This is a genomic window from Advenella sp. RU8 (assembly GCF_048381675.1).
Classification (GTDB): Bacteria; Pseudomonadota; Gammaproteobacteria; order Burkholderiales; family Burkholderiaceae_B; genus Advenella.
Map to the genome: position 1 here is coordinate 50,382 of NZ_JBLWIS010000013.1, position 17,184 is coordinate 67,565.

Consider the following 17,184-nt stretch of genomic DNA (forward strand, 5'->3'; position numbering starts at 1 on the left):
GAGCAACCCCGGGTTGCTCAATCATTTTTGTTTTTAAGGGAAACACATGTTTTTGCATGGCTATGGCGGCCAGATTCTGGACGGTACTTGGGAAACCATCAAGCTGGCAATTTTGTCGCTATTGGTGGCCTTTTTGCTGGGCCTGATCGGGGCAATCGCAAAACTGTTCGGGAATTTGCTTTTCAAGGGCGTTGCCCAGGCCTACACAACGCTGGTGCGCAGCGTGCCCGATCTGGTGCTGATGTTGCTTATTTTCTTCAGCATTCAAATGGGACTTAACAATATTACCGATGCCCTGGGCTTGCCCATGCTGGAAATTGATCCGTTTGTGGCGGGGGTGCTGACTATCGGTTTTATTTATGGTGCTTATTTTGCGGAAACATTACGTGGCGCTTTTCTGGCGGTGCCCAAAGGGCAGCTGGAAGCAGGCAAGGCATTTGGCATGAGCAACCGCCAGGTGTTCAGTCGTATACTGTTCCCGCAAATGATGCGATTTGCACTGCCGGGCATCGGCAATAACTGGCTGGTGTTGCTGAAGGCAACTGCCCTGGTGTCAATTATTGGCTTGTCAGACCTGGTTCAGGTAACGCAAACGGCAGGTCGTGCAACGGCCAGCATGTTCCTGTTCATTTCTGTGGCTGGCCTTATTTATCTGGGGCTTACCACTGTTTCCAGCGTGGTGTTGTGGTGGCTTGAGAAAAAATATTCTGTTGGCGTTCGTGAGGCTCATTTATGATTGAGTCCTTTGAAAATTTTCTCACCGTCATCAATGAGTATTGGGCACCGTTTCTGTACTGGGATGGTACCCAGTTTTCGGGGCTGGCCGTTACCTTATGGATTCTAACCCTGTCGGTGGTGCTGGGTTTCGTGCTGGCCTTGCCGCTGTCGGTCATGCGGGTTTCCAAAAACAAATTTATCAGTGGTCCGGTCTGGTTCTTTAGCTGGGTTTTCCGGGGCACACCGTTTTATGTGCAGCTGCTGCTTATTTACAGTGGGATTGTGGGCTTGGAGTTTATTCAGGACACGCCCTTGTTGCACGCGTTTTTCATGAGCGGTTATAACTGCGTGGTCCTGGCGCTGTTGCTGAATACCCTGGCCTATACCATAGAGATCTTTGCCGGATACATAAAAGCCACGCCATACGGTGAGCTTGATGCCGCCCGGGCCTATGGCATGTCACGCTGGAAAATGTATACCCGTATCATTCTTCCTTCAGCCTTGCGCCGCGCCTTGCCTGCCTATAGCAATGAAGTCATTTTGATGCTGCACGCCACCTCATTGGCGTTTACGGCTACGGTGCCTGATATTCTTAAAGTAGCACGCGATGCCAATGCCGCCACTTATTTAACCTTTGCCTCGTATGGCACGGCGGCACTTTTGTATATGTCAATTTCGTTTGTATTGGTTTGGGCATTCAGGCGGGCTGAACGTCGCGCACTGGCCTTTTTGGCATACGAAAATAATTAGGAAAGCCATGTATAAATTAGATGTTCGAAAAATACATAAATCATATGGTCAAAACGAAGTCCTGAAAGGCGTTTCGCTGCAGGCCAGTGCCGGAGACGTGATCGCGCTTATTGGCTCAAGCGGTTCTGGCAAAAGCACTTTTCTACGTTGCATCAATTTTCTTGAGCAACCCAATAGTGGCAGTGTTTTCCTGAATGGCGAGGAACTGACGGTTGTCCAGGATAAAAAAGGCCGTTTGCGCGTGTCTGATGAAAAACGCTTGCAATTGTTCAGGACCCGGCTGGCCATGGTGTTCCAGCATTTCAATTTGTGGGCACACATGACCGCGCTGGAGAATGTGATCGAGGCACCCATGCATGTTTTGGGTGTTAAAAAAAGCGAAGCCCTTGAGCGTGCCCGTCATTACCTGAACAAGGTGGGGCTGTCTGCCGCGTTAGAAAAACAATATCCTTCCCAGATGTCGGGTGGACAGCAGCAGCGCGTGGCGATTGCCCGAGCCCTGGCCATGGAGCCCGAGGTCATGCTGTTTGATGAACCCACCTCGGCCCTTGACCCCGAACTGGTTGGTGATGTGCTGAAAGTCATGCAGCAGCTGGCCGAAGAAGGCCGAACCATGATTGTCGTTACCCATGAAATGGGTTTTGCCCGTAACCTGGCTTCACAGGTGATGTTTTTGCATCAGGGCAGCGTAGAAGAACAGGGGACGCCCGATGAGGTATTTGGCAATACCAAGAGCGCTCGTTTGCAGCAATTTTTATCAGGTAATTTGAAATGACCTTAAGTTTTGAAATGATTGTCGCTCTGCTTGCTCTGGGGGCGTTTGGTGGTTTTATGGCCGGCTTGCTGGGTGTTGGTGGTGGAATGGTGTTGGTGCCATTTCTTACCATGCTGTTTACCTGGCAGCAAATGTCGGGCGATATTGCGGTGCATGCAGCCATCGCAACGTCCATGAGCATGATTATGTTCACCTCGTTGTCAAGCATGCGGGCGCATCATAAAAAAGGTGCCGTGTTGTGGCCGGTTGTTTTTTCATTGGTGCCGGGCATTATTTTAGGCGGATTGCTGGCCGGTGGCGTTGCCTTCAGGTTTATCAGTATGGCCTGGCTGGCTTTGTTTTTTGCGGTTTTTGTGGGCTATTCAGGGCTGAACATGTTAAAAAACAAAAAGCCCAAGGCGTCACGCCAGTTGCCGGGTGTGACCGGTCGTACAGCCGTGGGTACCGGGATTGGGTTTATTTCAGGCCTGGTGGGCGCCGGTGGCGGATTTTTGTCGGTGCCGTTCATGGTCTGGTGTAATGTGCCTATCCGCAATGCGGTGGCCACATCGGCGGCGCTGGGTTTTCCGATTGCGGTGGGTAACAGTATCGGGTATATCAGTTCCGGGATTGAAAAAATAGGCATTCAGGACGGGATGCTGGGTTATGTGTATTGGCCAGGCTTGCTGGTGCTGATTACCATGAGTGTGGTGCTGGCGCCTGTGGGGGCAAAGTGTGCGCATAGCTGGCCGGTTGACAGGCTGAAGCGGATTTTTGCCTTGTTATTGTTTTCGATTAGTGCGTATATGCTGTACAAATCATTAACGGCATTTGACGTAATTTAGAGGTTTTTCAGCTTTTTATTTTGGCAAGGCACAGTGTGTCAGGACCGGATTTATACCACCAGTTTGCTCCGACGCCCCTGCGGGCCGAAGTCGCTGCACTAGTGGTATAAATCCGGCCTTGTTTGTTCTTGAAATGATCAGCTGGACCTTTAGAAGGGTAGATGAGCGGATTCTTGGCAAGCAGAGCGTGATGACACGACCGCTTTGCTCCGACGCCGCTTCGCACCGAAGTCGCTGCATCGGTCATGTCATCACGCTTTTGTTGTTTTGAGGCCCGCTGGTATATTGAAGAGTCGGGGGCTTGGTTCGCCTGCTTATTTGGGTGTTCTGAATACTTTGTTGTCGTTATAGAAATCTTCGTTTGTCTGGTCTTCATGCCAGCCTGGGATGCCGAAGATTTGAAGGGGAATGAACGGTTTTTCCTGCAAGGTTTCGGGTGCCAGGAAAGTAGCAAGATATTCATCTACCTGCTTTATGGCTTCGGCACAGAAAATCGCCGGACCGTTTGGGTTGGCTTGAGTGACTGAGCTGGTAGTGTTATTGGCCAGGTTTGCCGTGTTTTCTTGCAAGCAAAGCGTGTTGGGTATCCGGATGGCATGGGCGGTAATGGCTTTGTAAGGGTCAACCAGTTTTTCCAGCAGGGCATGGCCGAAGGCGATGACCCGGGTTTGGCGCCACAGGGGGCGTAAGGTCTGGAAGGCGGTTTTCCATTGCCTGGCTTGCAGGGCCTGCCAAAGCTCGTCCGGGCATTGGATGAAAAAACCGTTTTCATCAATAATCGTAATCGCATCCCGTATTTGTCCCCGGGTATCACCCACACCGGCCTGTCTTATTTGTGCCGCCTGTAATTGGTTAAGGCGGATTTTGGTGTTCGGGAAGGTAAACCAGCACAGGGCATTGAAATAATCATGCAGGCCGTCACGGGTAGGCACATTGCCGGTTTCATAAATATAGGTTTCATAAGCCATGCCGTCGGGCAGGGTTTCTTGCGGAACGAACTTAACCGGTGGGTGGGTAGGACGCTGCCCATTCAGGAGTGCGTGAACGCTGGAGACCATCTGCTGCGGGGCAGGGAAACGGGATTTCCAGGGAGACCAGTAGGGGGCGTCAAGATGGATCCGGTTCAGGACGGAGATGGGCATGGCGTTGCAAAAAAGTTAAGCAGCCCCTGTGGCAAGGGCGGAAAGGGTAAAACTAGCTTATAACAGGCGTGGAAGGACTATTTCTTGAAAGTCACCTCAGGCATTTTATCGCCCCAGGGCATGAGCGGAACGCCTGAAATGCTGTTGTAAGGTGAACCTTCAATCACCCGTTCACTAACGACCAGGTAAACCAGCGTATTATTGGGTTTATCCAGCAGGCGGGTCACGTTAAGGTCTTTGAATAACAGGCTCATGCGCTGGGTGAAGATATTTTCTTTTTTGTCAGGGATGGCTTTGGCGGCCTTGATGGGGCCAACCTGGCGGCAGGAAATGGCAAAGCGAGAGGGGTTTTCTGCCAGGCCCAGTGCGCCTGAAATACCACCGGTTTGGGCGTGCGACAAGTGGCAGACAACACCTTCAATATCGGGGTCATTAAATGATTGAACGCAAACTTTGTCATTATTGACAACGCGCCAGGTGGTACTGACGCAGCCAACCTCTTCGGCCTGAGCGGCGGGTTGAAAGAAAAAACCGGATAGGGCAAGGGCGGCCAGGAGTATTTTTTTCATGCTAAGCGTCTTTGTGGGGTAATGAGAGTATGTCAAACTGCAATATGGGGTTCAATCACTAAAATTCAAAGCCAGCTCAATATAACCAGCTAAACACCATGACTGTTCAAACCAACCATAAAACATTATTGACTATTGTACTGGGTATTACCCAAATGCTGGCCTGGTCCTCTACTTATTATTTGCCGGCCATGATTGCCCAGCCAATGGCCAATGAACTGGATATGCCGGTAGCATGGGTGTTTGCCGCGTTTTCCCTGGCCCTTTTGCTGTCCGCTTTTGTGACCCCCATTACGGGGCGAAGAATAGACCGGGTGGGAGGCAGGCCGGTGCTGCTGCTGTCCAGCCTGTTCTTTATGACGGGTTTGCTGCTGTTGTCATCCGCGAAGGACATTATGGTTGTGGGATTGGGGTTTGGCCTGATTGGCCTGGGGATGGGACATGGCATGTACGACTCCGCTTTTGCGACCCTGACCCGGTTTTATGGCAAACAGGCCCGTTCTGCCATCATGGGCGTGACTTTGCTGGGTGGACTGGCCAGTACGGTAGGCTGGCCCTTAATGAGCTGGGTATTACAGTACTGGGGCTGGCCGCAGGTTTGCCTGATGTGGGCATTGTTGCATATGATCCTGGGAATGCCGCTTCATCTGCTGGTACCATCCATCAAGCATGAAACCCAAGCCGAAACCGGTGTTCTGCAGGAAACCGGAACAGAACCGTTGCAGGCTGAAAACCAGGCAGGCAGGTCGCAGGGGTCAAAGCGGATTCTATGGCAAATGATGTTACTGTCTTATGTTTTTGCCGTAGCCTGGTTTATTTCCACTTCATTGGCGGCACACTTTCCTGAACTGATCGTGCTGGCCGGGTATGGCTTGTCTGTGGCGGTCATGGCCGGTGCCCTGATTGGTCCGGCCCAGGTGGCTGCCCGTTTGTTTGAGTTCTTTTTTCTGGGGAAGGTGCATCCGGTTCTGGTGGCCGTTTTGGCCGCGTCTTTGCATCCTGTGGGGGCGGTGCTGTTCTTGTTTTTTAATGGCAGCCCTAATATGTTTGCCATTTTGCATGGGGCGGGCAATGGCATGTTGACGATTGCCATGGGAACGGTTCCGCTGGCCCTGTTTGGTGCTGCCAATTATGGACAACGGCTGGGGTTGATCGCCATGCCAGCCCGTATCGTGCAGTCGTTTTCACCTTTGGCATTTGCCTTTCTGCTGGCGCAATGGGGTGCGTATTCCCTTATATTCACAACAGGACTGCTACTGACGGCTATAGTATCATTGCTAAGTATTTACTATTTTGGTGTCAAGAATGAGCACGCTTGAAAAACTGCGTATTGATAAATGGCTTTGGGCCGCCCGGTTTTATAAAACCCGTTCGCTGGCGGCCAGCGAAGTTGAAAAAGGGCGGGTGGATGTGAATGAACAGGCCTGTAGCAAACCGGCACGCGAGGTCAAGGTCGGTGACAGGATCACCATCCGGCAGGAGCGCATGGTTCGGGTGGTGGAAATCAAGGCCTTAAGTGCGGTACGTGGCCCGGCACCGGTGGCGCAGTTGCTGTACGAAGAAACCCCTGAAAGCATCCAGACCCGGGAAGCGGAAAAAGAAAGAAGACGGCTGGCCAATGAGCCTGCCGATACCATTTTGCATGGCCGCCCCACCAAGCGTGACCGGCGTTATCTTGATGATTTAAAACGGCGGTATTGAAGACGATCACGTCTGATTTAATATTTGTATTCTCGTTCCCATGCTCCCGCTTGGGAATGCTGCTTAATATCCATCAAGGAGGCATTATGTCTATTCATCTCAAGCGAAGTGCCGTTGTTACATTCCTTGGCCTGACATTACTGGCAGGGGTTTCTGTTACACCGTTACAGGCCAAAACATCCGTCCCGGTGGCGCCACCCCAGGTACAGTATGACTATGACATGGATATTTTCCATCCGGTCATTGCCCATAACGGGATGGTGGCCACCGAGCAGGACCTGGCTTCTGCCATAGGGCTGGACATCCTTAAAAAAGGCGGTAATGCCGTTGATGCGGCCGTGGCAATCGGCTTTGCGCTGGCGGTTGCCCTGCCCAATGCGGGCAACCTGGGCGGCGGCGGTTTCATGATGGTGCATGACAGGGAGAGTGGCCAAACCATTGCCCTTGATTTCCGGGAAATGGCACCGGCCAAGGCAAGCCGTGACATGTATCTGGACGAAAAGGGGGACGTGGCAGCAGGCAGATCGCTATATACCCACCTGGCAGTTGGCGTGCCGGGTACGGTGGCCGGTATGGAACATGCCCTCAAAAAATGGGGTAGCATGCCCTTGGAACAGCTTATTAAGCCGGCCATTGATCTGGCGGAAAACGGTTATATCGTTAGCAATTCACTGGCAGAAAACCTGGCTGCCACCCAAAAAAGCCTGGGTAAGTGGGACACCACCAAAGCCATATTTTTCAAGGATGGCGAACCGTTGAAAGCGGGTGATTTGCTGGTGCAGAAAGACTTGGCTGAATCCATGCGTTTGATTGCCAAAGAAGGTGCCGATGCTTTCTACAAGGGGAAAATTGCCGACCAGATTGTAGCGGAAATGGGCAAGCATGATGGCCTGATTAGCAAAGAAGACCTGGCCAATTACAAGGTGGTCGAACGTGAGCCGGTGAAAGGCACGTATCGCGGATATGAGGTGGTTTCCATGCCGCCACCCAGTTCTGGGGGTATTCATGTGATCCAGATGCTGAATATGCTGGAACCGCACGACCTTAATACTTTAGGGTTGAACAGTTCAAAAACCGTTACCCTGGTGGCTGAAACCATGAAACGGGCCTATGCCGACCGTTCCGAGTATCTGGGCGACCCTGATTTTTCCCAGGTGCCACAAAAAGGGCTCACCTCAAAAGCGTATGCCAACAGCCTGGCCAATACCATTTCTTTTGATAAGGTAACGCCATCTAAAGAAATTCTGCCGGGCAAGCCGCAACCCTACGAAAGTGACCAGACCACGCATTATTCGGTGGTGGACAAAGACGGCAATGCGGTGGCCGTTACCTATACGCTTAACCTGAATTTTGGTAGTGGTATTGTGGCTGGTGAAAGCGGTATTCTGCTGAATAATGAGATGGATGATTTCTCGGCCAAACCGGGCGTACCCAATGTGTTTGGCCTGATTGGGGGCGATGCCAATGCGGTTGAGCCGGCAAAACGGCCTCTGTCTTCCATGACGCCCACCTTGGTGCTGAAAGACGGCAAACCCTGGCTGGTCACCGGTAGTCCGGGTGGGGCACGCATTATCACGACCGTGCTGCAAACCATCCTGAACAGTATTGATTTTGGCATGAACCCGGCCGAAGCAGCGTCAACACCCCGTTTTCACCATCAGTGGTTGCCCGATGAGTTGCGTGTGGAAAAAGGCTTTAGCCCCGATACCCTGGCCCTGTTAAAGGAAAAGGGTTATGAAATTGCCTTGAAGCCCGCCATGGGTCGCACGCAAACCATTCAGGTACGCGACAATGTGCTGTATGGTTATTCCGATCCGCGCAACCCGGATGGCGTGACGATTGGTTATTAGCGGGTTACAGGCATTTTCCCATCTTGTTTCTCGTGATATAAGCTGTTATTGTTGCTTTTTTAACGGAGTATGGTGGCAAGGCAAATGAACGTTTCCGGCAAGGCATTGGTCATATCGTTGATGATAGTTGCAGGCTTTTTGACGGGCTGTGACCAGGGGGTGCCTGTGAGCAGCCCGCCGGTAACCGTTCATGGCGACATTGATCACTCTGAAGTGGAGCTTGCCCGTGCCAAACAGGCCGAAGCCAAGGCCCGGGCTGCCGAGGCCAAGGCCCGCAAGGATGAAGCCAAAGCCATTGCCGATGAAGCTCGTCTGCGCCAGAAAGAAGCCTTAAGCAAGGAAAATGCAGCCAAGGCACTGGCCGCCAAAGCCAAATCAGATGAAGAAGCCGCCCGCCTGAATGCCGAGGCCGCCAAAAACAATGCCATGGAAGCGCAGGCCAATGTGGAACTGGCCAAACTCAAGACTGAAGAAGCCCGCCTGAAAACCGAAGAAGCCAAGGCGCGTGCCGAAGAGGCCAAAGCCCGTGCGGATGAAGCCCGTTTGCTGGCCGAAGAGGCCCAGGCACGGATGGAAACCGCCAGATTGCAATTGGAAGAGGCGCGTTTGCAAATGCCCGTGGCAGATATTAATGAAAGCCTGGTGCCCGATACCAGCCTGTCTGCACCTGAAATTCCGAGTCCAGCTCCAGAGGCTGGTTCGCCTGTTCCTGATGGCACAGGCAATACACCAGAAGCGCTTACTCCGTCCGAATCTGAAAAATCCTGAGCCGGCACAAACATCTGCCCGAAAAGATAATCAACATTGAAATCCGGTACGCTGGCGGGAGCCGCCACGCATATATAAAACGGGTAAAGGCCTAAGCCTTAAAAGTATTTAAAAACGTTTAAACGAGGATAAGAACCATTAAAAAGCCACGGAAAGCCCGCCATCAACAGCCAGGATTTGTCCATTGATATAGGAAGCGCCTGGTGAGGTCAGGAAAAGTACCGGACCGATGATTTCCTCGGGTTTGCCCAAGCGTTGCAGGGGGTTGCGTTCTTGTATTTTACGCATGGTTTCCGGTTCTTTTATCAGGGATTCATTGTGTTCGGTATCAAAAATGCCGGGGGCAACCGCATTGCATAAAATGCCTTCATGGCCGTACTCAACGGCGATGGAGCGGGTCATGGTATTAAGGGCCTGCTTGGTAATGGGGTAAATGAAATCGCCATGGCGAATAACATGCCCGGCAATCGAACTGATGGTAACGATGCGGCCATAGCGGTTTTTACGCATGAGATCAATGGCGGAGCGGGAAATGCCGATATTGGCCAGGATATTGGTATGAACGATATGCTCGATTTCAACCGGGGTAAGGTCGTGCAGGGTTTTGCGAATCCGGATGCTGGCATTGTTGACCAGGATGTCAAGGCGCCCGTATTGGTCTTCTATCTGGGAAAAGGCCTCGCGGCGTGATTGGTGGTCATTGATGTCGAAAGACAGCCAGCTGGCAGACAGGCCCATGTTATTGAATGCATGGGCGGTCTCTTTGGCGCGTTGCTCGTCACGGGCATGTACCAGTACGGTGGCACCGGCGTTGGCCAGGCCGTGGGCAATCTGGTAGCCCAGGCCCCTGCAGGCACCGGTTACCAGGGCAACCTGGTCTTTGAGGGAAAAAAGCTGATTGGTGTTGCTTGTTGCATTCATGAATTGGCTCCTTGGTCCCGCTGCTTGGCGTACTGACTGGTGTAGGCAGAATAACCCGTCAGGTCATGGTTATTTTTTGCAAGTATAGTGCGTATTGCCCGCTTTTTAAACAGGGAAAAAACCTTACTGCGGGAAGCGGATATATTTGCTTGCCGGTTTGTTATGGTATTTTAAAAACCAAACCAACTGTTTTCAGGGATACTCATAACATGGCAGACAAAACCTTTTTATTACCTGGCATCAAATCTCCAATCATCCAGGCACCTATGGCGGGGGTTTCCACACCGGCCCTGGCTGCCGCGGTATCCAATGCCGGTGCCTTGGGTTCACTGGGCGTGGCTGCGGTAAGTACGGCAAGCGCCCGCCAGATGATTGAGCAAACCATGGCCTTGACGGATAAACCGTTTAACGTGAATGTGTTTTGTCATCAGCGTACCCCGCAAGACCATGAAAAAGAACAGGCCTGGCTGGCATACCTTAAACCGCTGTTTGATGAATTCGGGGCAACACCGCCAGCACAGTTACATGAGATTTATGACACGTTTGTGGATAACCGGCCCATGCTGGACCTGCTGCTGGCGCTTAAGCCCGCCTTCGTCAGTTTTCATTTTGGTTTGCCTTCAGGCGCTTATATCCGTGCCCTGAAAGAGGCTGGCATTACCTTGCTTGCCAGTGCCACCACACTGGAAGAGGCCCTGCAAATAGAAGCGGCCGGGATCGACTTTATTGTGGCGCAGGGTTATGAGGCGGGTGGGCATCGGGGCGTCTTTGACCCTGACATGGGTGATGCTTGCATGGGGACATTGGCGTTGGTACGCCTGTTGGTTAAACATTGCCGTTTGCCGGTGATTGCCGCCGGGGGAATCATGGATGGCAGCGGCATTAGGGCCGTGCTGAAGCTGGGGGCGTGTGCCGCCCAGATGGGAACGGCTTTTGTACTTTGCCCCGAGTCATCTGCCAATGCGGCTTACCGTGCCAACCTGAAAAGCGAGCGGGCATTGCATACGGCTGTTACAACGGTTATTTCCGGCCGTGCTGCCAGAGGCATCGTTAACCGTATGATGACCAGTCTTGAGGAGGTTGGCGCACCGGCTACGCCGGGCTATCCGATGACTTATGATGCTGGCAAGGCATTGATTGCCGCAGCCAATGCCAAGGGCGATTTTGAATTTTCCGCCCAGTGGGCAGGGCAAGCCGCTTACCTGGCGAGGGAAATGTCGGCCGGGCAACTGGTGAAAACGTTGGTTGAAGAACTGCAGTGAGTGTTGGGGGCAATATCAGGACGGTATTGCTCCCAGTGGTTTTTTAGCGGCGGTTTTGTGATTTGTTATTGTGGGGTGTGGCGGTGCCGTTTGCCGGGCGACCAGGCAGGTGCCTGAAGGTAATGCGGCCTTTGTTCATGTCGTAAGGCGACATTTCAAGCGACACTTTGTCACCTGCCAGAATACGGATATGGTGTTTGCGCATTTTTCCACCCGTGTAGGCAATAAGCGGGTGGCCGTTATCCAGAGTGACACGAAAGCGGGAGTCAGGTAGTACTTCGGTTACCATGCCATTCATTTCTATTAATGCTTCTTTGGCCATAGATAAATCTCCTGTGTAATTGAAAAATAACATGCATAAGCAAGGCTTGGCCGAGGCTTAAGCAAGCGGTATGCGTGGATAAGCGCTGTAGCGCTGCGGGTATCGGGACGTAGCGTTTTTTCCGCAAGGGGAAAAGATATATAGCGTATAGCCGGTATAGCTGCCTGGGTTAGTTAGCCAGGCACTGAGTAGAATTCTTGAAATATTAAAAGATTAATACTTTAGAATAAGTGGTTAGGTTAAGGATACCCGTTGAGTATTACGCCATCAGTAGCGATGACAATAAATCATTGTAGCACACTTGACGCTGTTTGTTAATGAGCTGAAAAGAAAGGGAAATATCAGGTATAAGGGTTGGCAGGCAGCTTGGTTTTGTTTTTTAGTCGTGCCTGGCAAGAAACCGCATGTCTTCGTGGCCTTAATGAGGAAAAAAATTGAAGACCTGATTTCTTTGCCAGCAGATATTTTCAGCTTTAACTTTCCAGTTTGGCCTGGTTGGGCAAGTCTTTCAGGGCAGGTGCCGGTGGCAGCCCGGTGACATCCAGGATTTCCCTTTCGTCCAGGGTTTCGCGGTCCAGCAGCGCCGTAACCAGGGCATCCAGTTGCTTGCGATGGTCGCGTAGCAATTGTTTGGCCTTTTCGTGGCTGTCATTGATGATTTTATGTACTTCCTCATCAACCAGGGCGGCCGTCTGTTCGCTGACCGAGTCAAGCTGCCGCTGCCCGGCACCAAGATATGGATTTTGGCGGGCGGCCAGTTTGACCATGCCCAGTTTCTCACTCATGCCCCAGCGCGTTACCATGTTTTGGGCCAGTTCGGTGACCTGTTCAATGTCATTTTCCGCTCCGGTGGTTTTGGTGCCGTAAACGATTTCTTCGGCCGCGCGTCCGCCCAGCATGCCAATAATACGCGCCCGCAAGTAAGCTTCGGGGTAGTTGTAGCGGTCTGCCGGCGGTCGCTGGTAGGTGACGCCCAGGGCCTGCCCACGAGGCACGATGGTCACCCGGTTGACGGGATCGGCACCGGGCACAACCAGTCCCAGAATGGCATGCCCGCTTTCATGATAGGCAATTCGTTCACGGTCTGCCGGACTCAGGATAATCGGTCGCTCTGGACCCAGAATGATTTTTTCAAGGGAGTCGATAAAATCTTTCAGATGAATTTCATTTTGCCCACGCTTGGCCGCCAGTAATGCAGCTTCATTGCTCAGGTTCTTGAGATCCGCCCCTGACAGGCCCGGTGTGGTGGCGGCCACTTCCATTAAGTCTGCGTCTTGGGCCAGGGGTTTGTCGCGGGTATGGACCTGTAAAATGGCTTCGCGCCCTACTTTATCGGGCAGGTTCACCACCACCCGGCGGTCAAAGCGGCCGGCCCTTAACAGGGCCTTGTCCAGGATGTCGGGCTGGTTGGTGGCGGCCAGTACAATCACTTCTTCCTTGCCTGAAAAACCGTCCATTTCCGTTAAGATCTGGTTGAGCGTTTGTTCCTGTTCGCTGGCACCACCCAGCACGGCCTGGCCGCGGGCACGACCGATAGAGTCGATTTCATCAATGAAAATGATGGAGGGTGCATGTTCACGGGCCTGCTTGAAGAGGTCCCGTACACGCGCGGCACCTACGCCCACAATCATTTCAACAAATTCCGAACCGCTCATCGAGAAAAAGGGCACATTGGCTTCGCCGGCAACGGCTTTGGCCAGCAACGTCTTGCCGGTTCCCGGTGCGCCCACAAGCAAGACTCCCCTTGGCGCCGTAGCACCCAGAGCCGTGTATTTTTTGGGGTTTTTCAGGAAATCAACAATCTCAACCAGTTCGTTTTCGGCTTCATCAATGCCGGCTACCTCTTCAAAGGTGATCCTTTTTTCCTGTTCGTGATCATAGCGGCGTGCTTTGCTTTTGCCCAGGCCAAACATGCCACCGCCCAGTCCGCCGCCGGCCTGAGCCGAGGCACGACGATAAAGCCAGACATAAAACAGGATGATCAGCAGTACCGGTCCAAAGCCAAACAGCAGGTTTGATAACGAGCTGCCGTCCTGGATTGGCATGGCACTGATCTTGACATTGTGTTTGGCCAGAAACGATTCAAGCCCCGGATCGGCGAAGTCGGGCACAACCGTAGCGAACGCGGTGATACTACGTGGCGGCTCGGTTGCCGCTTGTTGGGTAGCCTCTTCGGCACCAGGCAGGGTGATTGGTTGCTTGAATTGTCCCTGGATGGTTTGACCCTGGCTTTGAATGGCCTGGACGTTGCCATTGGCAACCTGTTCTTTGAACGTGGAGTAAGGAACCGGAACCGCCTGGTTGGCGCCAGGCAAGAACCATTGTGTAGCCAGGTAATTGACAACCAGGACCAACAGGATGATTAGCCAGAATTTGCCTTGCGGCAGTAGCGGTTTACCGGGTTGTCTGGCGTTATTGTTGTCTTGCTTGCCTGAAGGCGGGTTGTTGCTGTTGTTCATCATAGTTGCGGGAAGCCTCTGCCTGAATTGTCCTGAACATCATACCATCGGATATCAGGCGGATTCTCCAAAATTGCCGTCGCGGAAATCCTGCAGCGCCTGGTACAGCTCCTCCTTGGTATTCATGACAAAAGGTCCATATTGGGCAATGGGTTCGTTCAGCGGCTGGCCGGCAATCAGCAATACCCGTGCATCGGCACTGGCCTCAATCACGACGCCATCGGCCTGGGCATTGTTATCCAGGATCGCCATGCGCTGAACCGGTACAGCCTTTCCAGCTATAGTTACTTCGCCACGGTACACATAGGCAAAGGCATTGTGGGTGGCGGCTAACGGTTGTGCGAAACGGCTGCCGGTTGGCATATGCAGGTCCAGATAGAGCGGCTCGGTCACTTCACGGGTGACGGCGCCGGTGACACCGTGGCTGCTGCCCGAAATAACGGTTACATTAACGTCTTCATGGGTACGGAATTTGGGGAGTTCTTCGGCTTTGATGTCCCGGTACCAGGGTTGGGTCATCTTGTTTCGGGCGGGCAGGTTCAGCCACAGCTGAAAGCCCTCCATGACACCTTCTTCCTGTTGCGGGATTTCCGAGTGGATGACGCCCTTGCCGGCTACCATCCATTGCACTCCGCCGTTTTCCAGCAAGCCTTCATTGCCGGCACTGTCACGATGCTTCATGCGTCCGGCAATCATGTAGGTGATGGTTTCAAAACCACGGTGCGGGTGGTCGGGAAAACCGGCAATGTAGTCGTTGGCGTTGTCGCTGCCAAAGTTGTCCAGCATTAGGAACGGGTCAAGGCGCCGTTGCAGGTTTTGGGTAAGCACACGGGTCAGTTTGACGCCTGCGCCATCGGAAGTGGGCTGGCCGACAACGAGGTGTTCTACCTTGCGTGGGTGGTTGACAGCGGTGTGGTTGGTGCTTGTGCTCATGTTTTGCTCCTGGCCGGCATGCTTCTGCCAAATGGTGCTGGTTAAATATCAGTAACCTGGGGATTAATCGTATTATTCCACTATATACAAGATAACAGGACTAAAAAACCACCAAAATGGACTGCATTGTTTCACATGGGGAACAATTCAGGCCGAGCCAGGCACATCATGCTATTGCTTTTCCAGGGCGTGGATTTCCTGGACATTGGCCACAATGCTCAGGAAATGAGCAAGGTCAGGTGTTACTTGGCCAGGCACTTTGGCCAGATCATCCCAGCGGCGCAACCGTATGGCATCAACGGCATAAGGCTGCTGCATGAAAGTTTCTACCTGCTTATTGTTGAATATTCCGCCCTGTAATTCAAGACTGTGTACCGAAGCCGGAGACAGGGTTGAAAAATAGTTTTCATCAATCGCGCACAGGCAGCGTTTGGCGTCAACGTGCATGCGGATTGGCTCCAGAACGGCATCCGGCAGGCTTTCCTGCAGAAAAGGGAGGACAAACGTCTGGTGCCGATGGTCTATTTCCTGGTCAAGGCCAGCGGTTTCCTGCTGCTGTACCTGAATGATGTGGCCCAGGTCATGCAAAAGGGATGCGGCTATCAGGGTATGGGAAGCTCCTTCCGATTCAGCCAATGCAGCCGTTTGCAGGGCATGTTCCAGTTGTGTAACGGCTTCACCGCCATAAAGTGAAGCACCGTGTTTTTCAAACAGGAATTGAATATCATAAAGAGAAAGGTTCATGTCAGGGAGCTGTTTATGGTTAAAAGGAAGCAGCCTAATCTTGGCCAGTTACAATAGTATGACAGCCGAAACTCCATTGGCAGGAAAAAAGCATAGCAATTAAATGGCCAGCCCTGGCAGGCTTAATATGCCTTTAGGGTAGCCAACCGCCTTGATCAATCATGAACCTGTCAGGTTTCGATTGAGTCGGTGTGTTCGAGCCTGCGTATATTGACGGTTCCAATGCGTTGTTCTTCGATGCTTGCCACCCGTAATTCGAACTGCTCATGGATCAGGGTTTCTCCCTCTATGGGCAGGCGGCCGAATCGGCTGAGCATATATCCCCCCAGGGAGGCGTAGTCGCCTTCAACGCTAACCAGTCCTTCTGTCTGGAGCGCAATTTCCAGCTGATGCAGGTCGGCGCTGCCTGCCACTGTCCAGTGCCCGGGTCCGGTTGCCTGGATTTCCATGGTTTCGTCTTCGTCGGGGAACTCACCGGCAATGGCCTCAAGGATGTCGATGGGGGAAACCACGCCCATGAGTTCACCAAATTCATCACTGACCAGAACGATTTGCCCGCTGGCCCGGCGCAAGGTTTCGATCAGGTTGATGGCCGTGATGGATTCCGGCACGTAGATCGGGGTGCGCAAGCTGTTTTTTTCATTGATTTTGCCATCACGGATCAGGTCGCCAAGCAGGTCTTTCACGCGGGCCACCCCAATAACATTATCAATGGATCCACGGCAGACCGGGAAGTAACCATGGGGCACTTCAAGTAGTTTTTCACGGATTTTTTCAGGATCTTCATCCAGGTTCACCCATGAGATATCGGAGCGGTGCGTCATGATGGATCGTACGTTTCGTTCGGCCAGTGTCAGGACACCGCTGACCATGCTGCGCTCTTCCGGGGCAAAGGCGGCAGGCGTCATGTCTTCAGGGATATCGGGCAGTTCACCGATGTGCTCCTCTTGTGTCTGACGCCCACCCAGCAGGCGCAGAACTGCTTTTGAAGTGCGCTCACGCATGGGGAAACGGGCCTGTTTCCGGACAATATTGCGTCGGGCGATCTGGTTCAGGGCTTCAATCATGATAGAGAAGCCAATGGCCGCATACAAATAACCTTTGGGTAGATGAAAGCCCAGGCCTTCGGCGAACAGGCTCAGACCGATCATGAGCAGGAAGCTCAGGCACAATACGACAACAGTAGGATGCGCGTTGACGAAGCGTGTCAGCGGCTTGGAAGCAACCAGCATGACACCGATGGATATGATGACCGCAGCCATCATGACCGGCAACTGGTCTACCATGCCCACCGCCGTGATGACCGCATCCAGGGAAAAAACGGCATCCAGTACCACAATTTGTGTGACAACGACGCCAAAGCTGGCGTAACCGCCCGAGGCTGACCCTTTGTGAGAAACCCCTTCAAGCTGAGGTTATCAATGCCAAGGACGATCTCCAGAACGAC

General features: G+C 52.7%; 17 protein-coding genes. 9 read left to right on the forward strand and 8 right to left on the reverse strand.

What is annotated here, in order from left to right; all coding sequences use genetic code 11:
- Window positions 1-46 precede the first annotated feature (46 nt).
- From ACM5Q9_RS13415 to ACM5Q9_RS13430, 4 genes are read left to right on the forward strand one after another with little or no spacing between them, the layout of a single operon-like run.
- Complete coding sequence (locus ACM5Q9_RS13415; RefSeq protein WP_418145234.1) at window positions 47-736, forward strand: ABC transporter permease; 690 nt, start codon at window positions 47-49, stop codon at window positions 734-736.
- The gene (gene hisM / locus ACM5Q9_RS13420; RefSeq protein ID WP_418145235.1) at window positions 733-1,467 is read left to right on the forward strand and encodes a histidine ABC transporter permease HisM; all 735 of its coding nucleotides are present in this window, start codon (window positions 733-735) and stop codon (window positions 1,465-1,467) included. The genes ACM5Q9_RS13415 and hisM overlap by 4 nt, the downstream gene beginning before the upstream one ends.
- A gap of 7 nt (window positions 1,468-1,474) precedes the next feature.
- Window positions 1,475-2,242 (forward strand): ABC transporter ATP-binding protein, encoded by a 768-nt coding sequence (locus ACM5Q9_RS13425; protein WP_418145236.1) that lies wholly within the window; start codon window positions 1,475-1,477, stop codon window positions 2,240-2,242.
- Window positions 2,239-3,066, forward strand: a complete 828-nt coding sequence (locus ACM5Q9_RS13430) for a sulfite exporter TauE/SafE family protein (protein ID WP_418145237.1) — start codon at window positions 2,239-2,241, stop codon at window positions 3,064-3,066. Before ACM5Q9_RS13425 ends, ACM5Q9_RS13430 begins: the two co-directional genes overlap by 4 nt.
- Window positions 3,067-3,380: 314 nt before the next feature.
- Here ACM5Q9_RS13430 and ACM5Q9_RS13435 read toward each other — a convergent pair whose 3' ends face one another.
- Together ACM5Q9_RS13435 and ACM5Q9_RS13440 are read right to left on the reverse strand one after the other, a co-directional pair.
- Window positions 3,381-4,208: a DUF3025 domain-containing protein gene (locus tag ACM5Q9_RS13435; RefSeq protein ID WP_418145238.1), complete on the reverse strand. Its 828-nt coding sequence runs from the start codon at window positions 4,206-4,208 to the stop codon at window positions 3,381-3,383.
- A gap of 77 nt (window positions 4,209-4,285) precedes the next feature.
- Complete coding sequence (locus tag ACM5Q9_RS13440) at window positions 4,286-4,777, reverse strand: CreA family protein (RefSeq protein ID WP_418145239.1); 492 nt, start codon at window positions 4,775-4,777, stop codon at window positions 4,286-4,288.
- A 98-nt stretch (window positions 4,778-4,875) separates the two neighbouring features.
- Here ACM5Q9_RS13440 and ACM5Q9_RS13445 point away from each other — a divergent pair, with 98 nt between their 5' ends.
- The 4 genes from ACM5Q9_RS13445 to ACM5Q9_RS13460 all read left to right on the forward strand — a co-directional run bounded on the left by ACM5Q9_RS13445 (window position 4,876) and on the right by ACM5Q9_RS13460 (window position 9,096).
- Window positions 4,876-6,096, forward strand: a complete 1,221-nt coding sequence (locus ACM5Q9_RS13445) for an MFS transporter (RefSeq protein ID WP_418145240.1) — start codon at window positions 4,876-4,878, stop codon at window positions 6,094-6,096.
- Window positions 6,083-6,478, forward strand: a complete 396-nt coding sequence (locus ACM5Q9_RS13450) for an RNA-binding S4 domain-containing protein (protein WP_418145241.1) — start codon at window positions 6,083-6,085, stop codon at window positions 6,476-6,478. The genes ACM5Q9_RS13445 and ACM5Q9_RS13450 overlap by 14 nt, the downstream gene beginning before the upstream one ends.
- An 86-nt stretch (window positions 6,479-6,564) precedes the next feature.
- Window positions 6,565-8,328 carry a gamma-glutamyltransferase gene (gene ggt, locus ACM5Q9_RS13455; protein WP_418145242.1) on the forward strand — a complete coding sequence of 588 codons (1,764 nt, stop codon included), beginning with the start codon at window positions 6,565-6,567 and terminating at the stop codon, window positions 8,326-8,328.
- 84 nt (window positions 8,329-8,412) lie between these two features.
- Window positions 8,413-9,096, forward strand: a complete 684-nt coding sequence (locus tag ACM5Q9_RS13460) for a hypothetical protein (protein WP_418145243.1) — start codon at window positions 8,413-8,415, stop codon at window positions 9,094-9,096.
- Window positions 9,097-9,234: 138 nt separating this feature from the next.
- Here ACM5Q9_RS13460 and ACM5Q9_RS13465 read toward each other — a convergent pair whose 3' ends face one another.
- Window positions 9,235-10,017, reverse strand: coding sequence for an SDR family oxidoreductase (locus ACM5Q9_RS13465; protein WP_418145244.1), 783 nt, complete (start codon window positions 10,015-10,017; stop codon window positions 9,235-9,237).
- 209 nt (window positions 10,018-10,226) lie between these two features.
- Here ACM5Q9_RS13465 and ACM5Q9_RS13470 point away from each other — a divergent pair, with 209 nt between their 5' ends.
- Window positions 10,227-11,279 (forward strand): NAD(P)H-dependent flavin oxidoreductase, encoded by a 1,053-nt coding sequence (locus tag ACM5Q9_RS13470; protein WP_418145245.1) that lies wholly within the window; start codon window positions 10,227-10,229, stop codon window positions 11,277-11,279.
- Between the two features lie 43 nt (window positions 11,280-11,322).
- Here the strand turns inward: ACM5Q9_RS13470 and infA are convergent, their stop codons facing one another.
- The 5 genes from infA to ACM5Q9_RS13495 all read right to left on the reverse strand — a co-directional run bounded on the left by infA (window position 11,323) and on the right by ACM5Q9_RS13495 (window position 17,074).
- A complete protein-coding gene (gene infA, locus ACM5Q9_RS13475; protein ID WP_418145246.1) occupies window positions 11,323-11,601 on the reverse strand; it encodes a translation initiation factor IF-1 in 279 nt (92 codons plus the stop codon).
- Between the two features lie 473 nt (window positions 11,602-12,074).
- Entirely contained in the window at window positions 12,075-14,063 is a 1,989-nt protein-coding gene (gene ftsH, locus ACM5Q9_RS13480; protein WP_418145247.1) for an ATP-dependent zinc metalloprotease FtsH, read from the reverse strand.
- Window positions 14,064-14,114: 51 nt separating this feature from the next.
- Window positions 14,115-14,993 (reverse strand): pirin family protein, encoded by an 879-nt coding sequence (locus ACM5Q9_RS13485; RefSeq protein ID WP_418145248.1) that lies wholly within the window; start codon window positions 14,991-14,993, stop codon window positions 14,115-14,117.
- A gap of 171 nt (window positions 14,994-15,164) precedes the next feature.
- Window positions 15,165-15,737 (reverse strand): phosphonate degradation HD-domain oxygenase, encoded by a 573-nt coding sequence (locus tag ACM5Q9_RS13490; protein ID WP_418145249.1) that lies wholly within the window; start codon window positions 15,735-15,737, stop codon window positions 15,165-15,167.
- 170 nt (window positions 15,738-15,907) lie between these two features.
- Window positions 15,908-17,074, reverse strand: a complete 1,167-nt coding sequence (locus ACM5Q9_RS13495) for a transporter associated domain-containing protein (protein WP_418145250.1) — start codon at window positions 17,072-17,074, stop codon at window positions 15,908-15,910.
- Window positions 17,075-17,184: the final 110 nt, after the last annotated feature.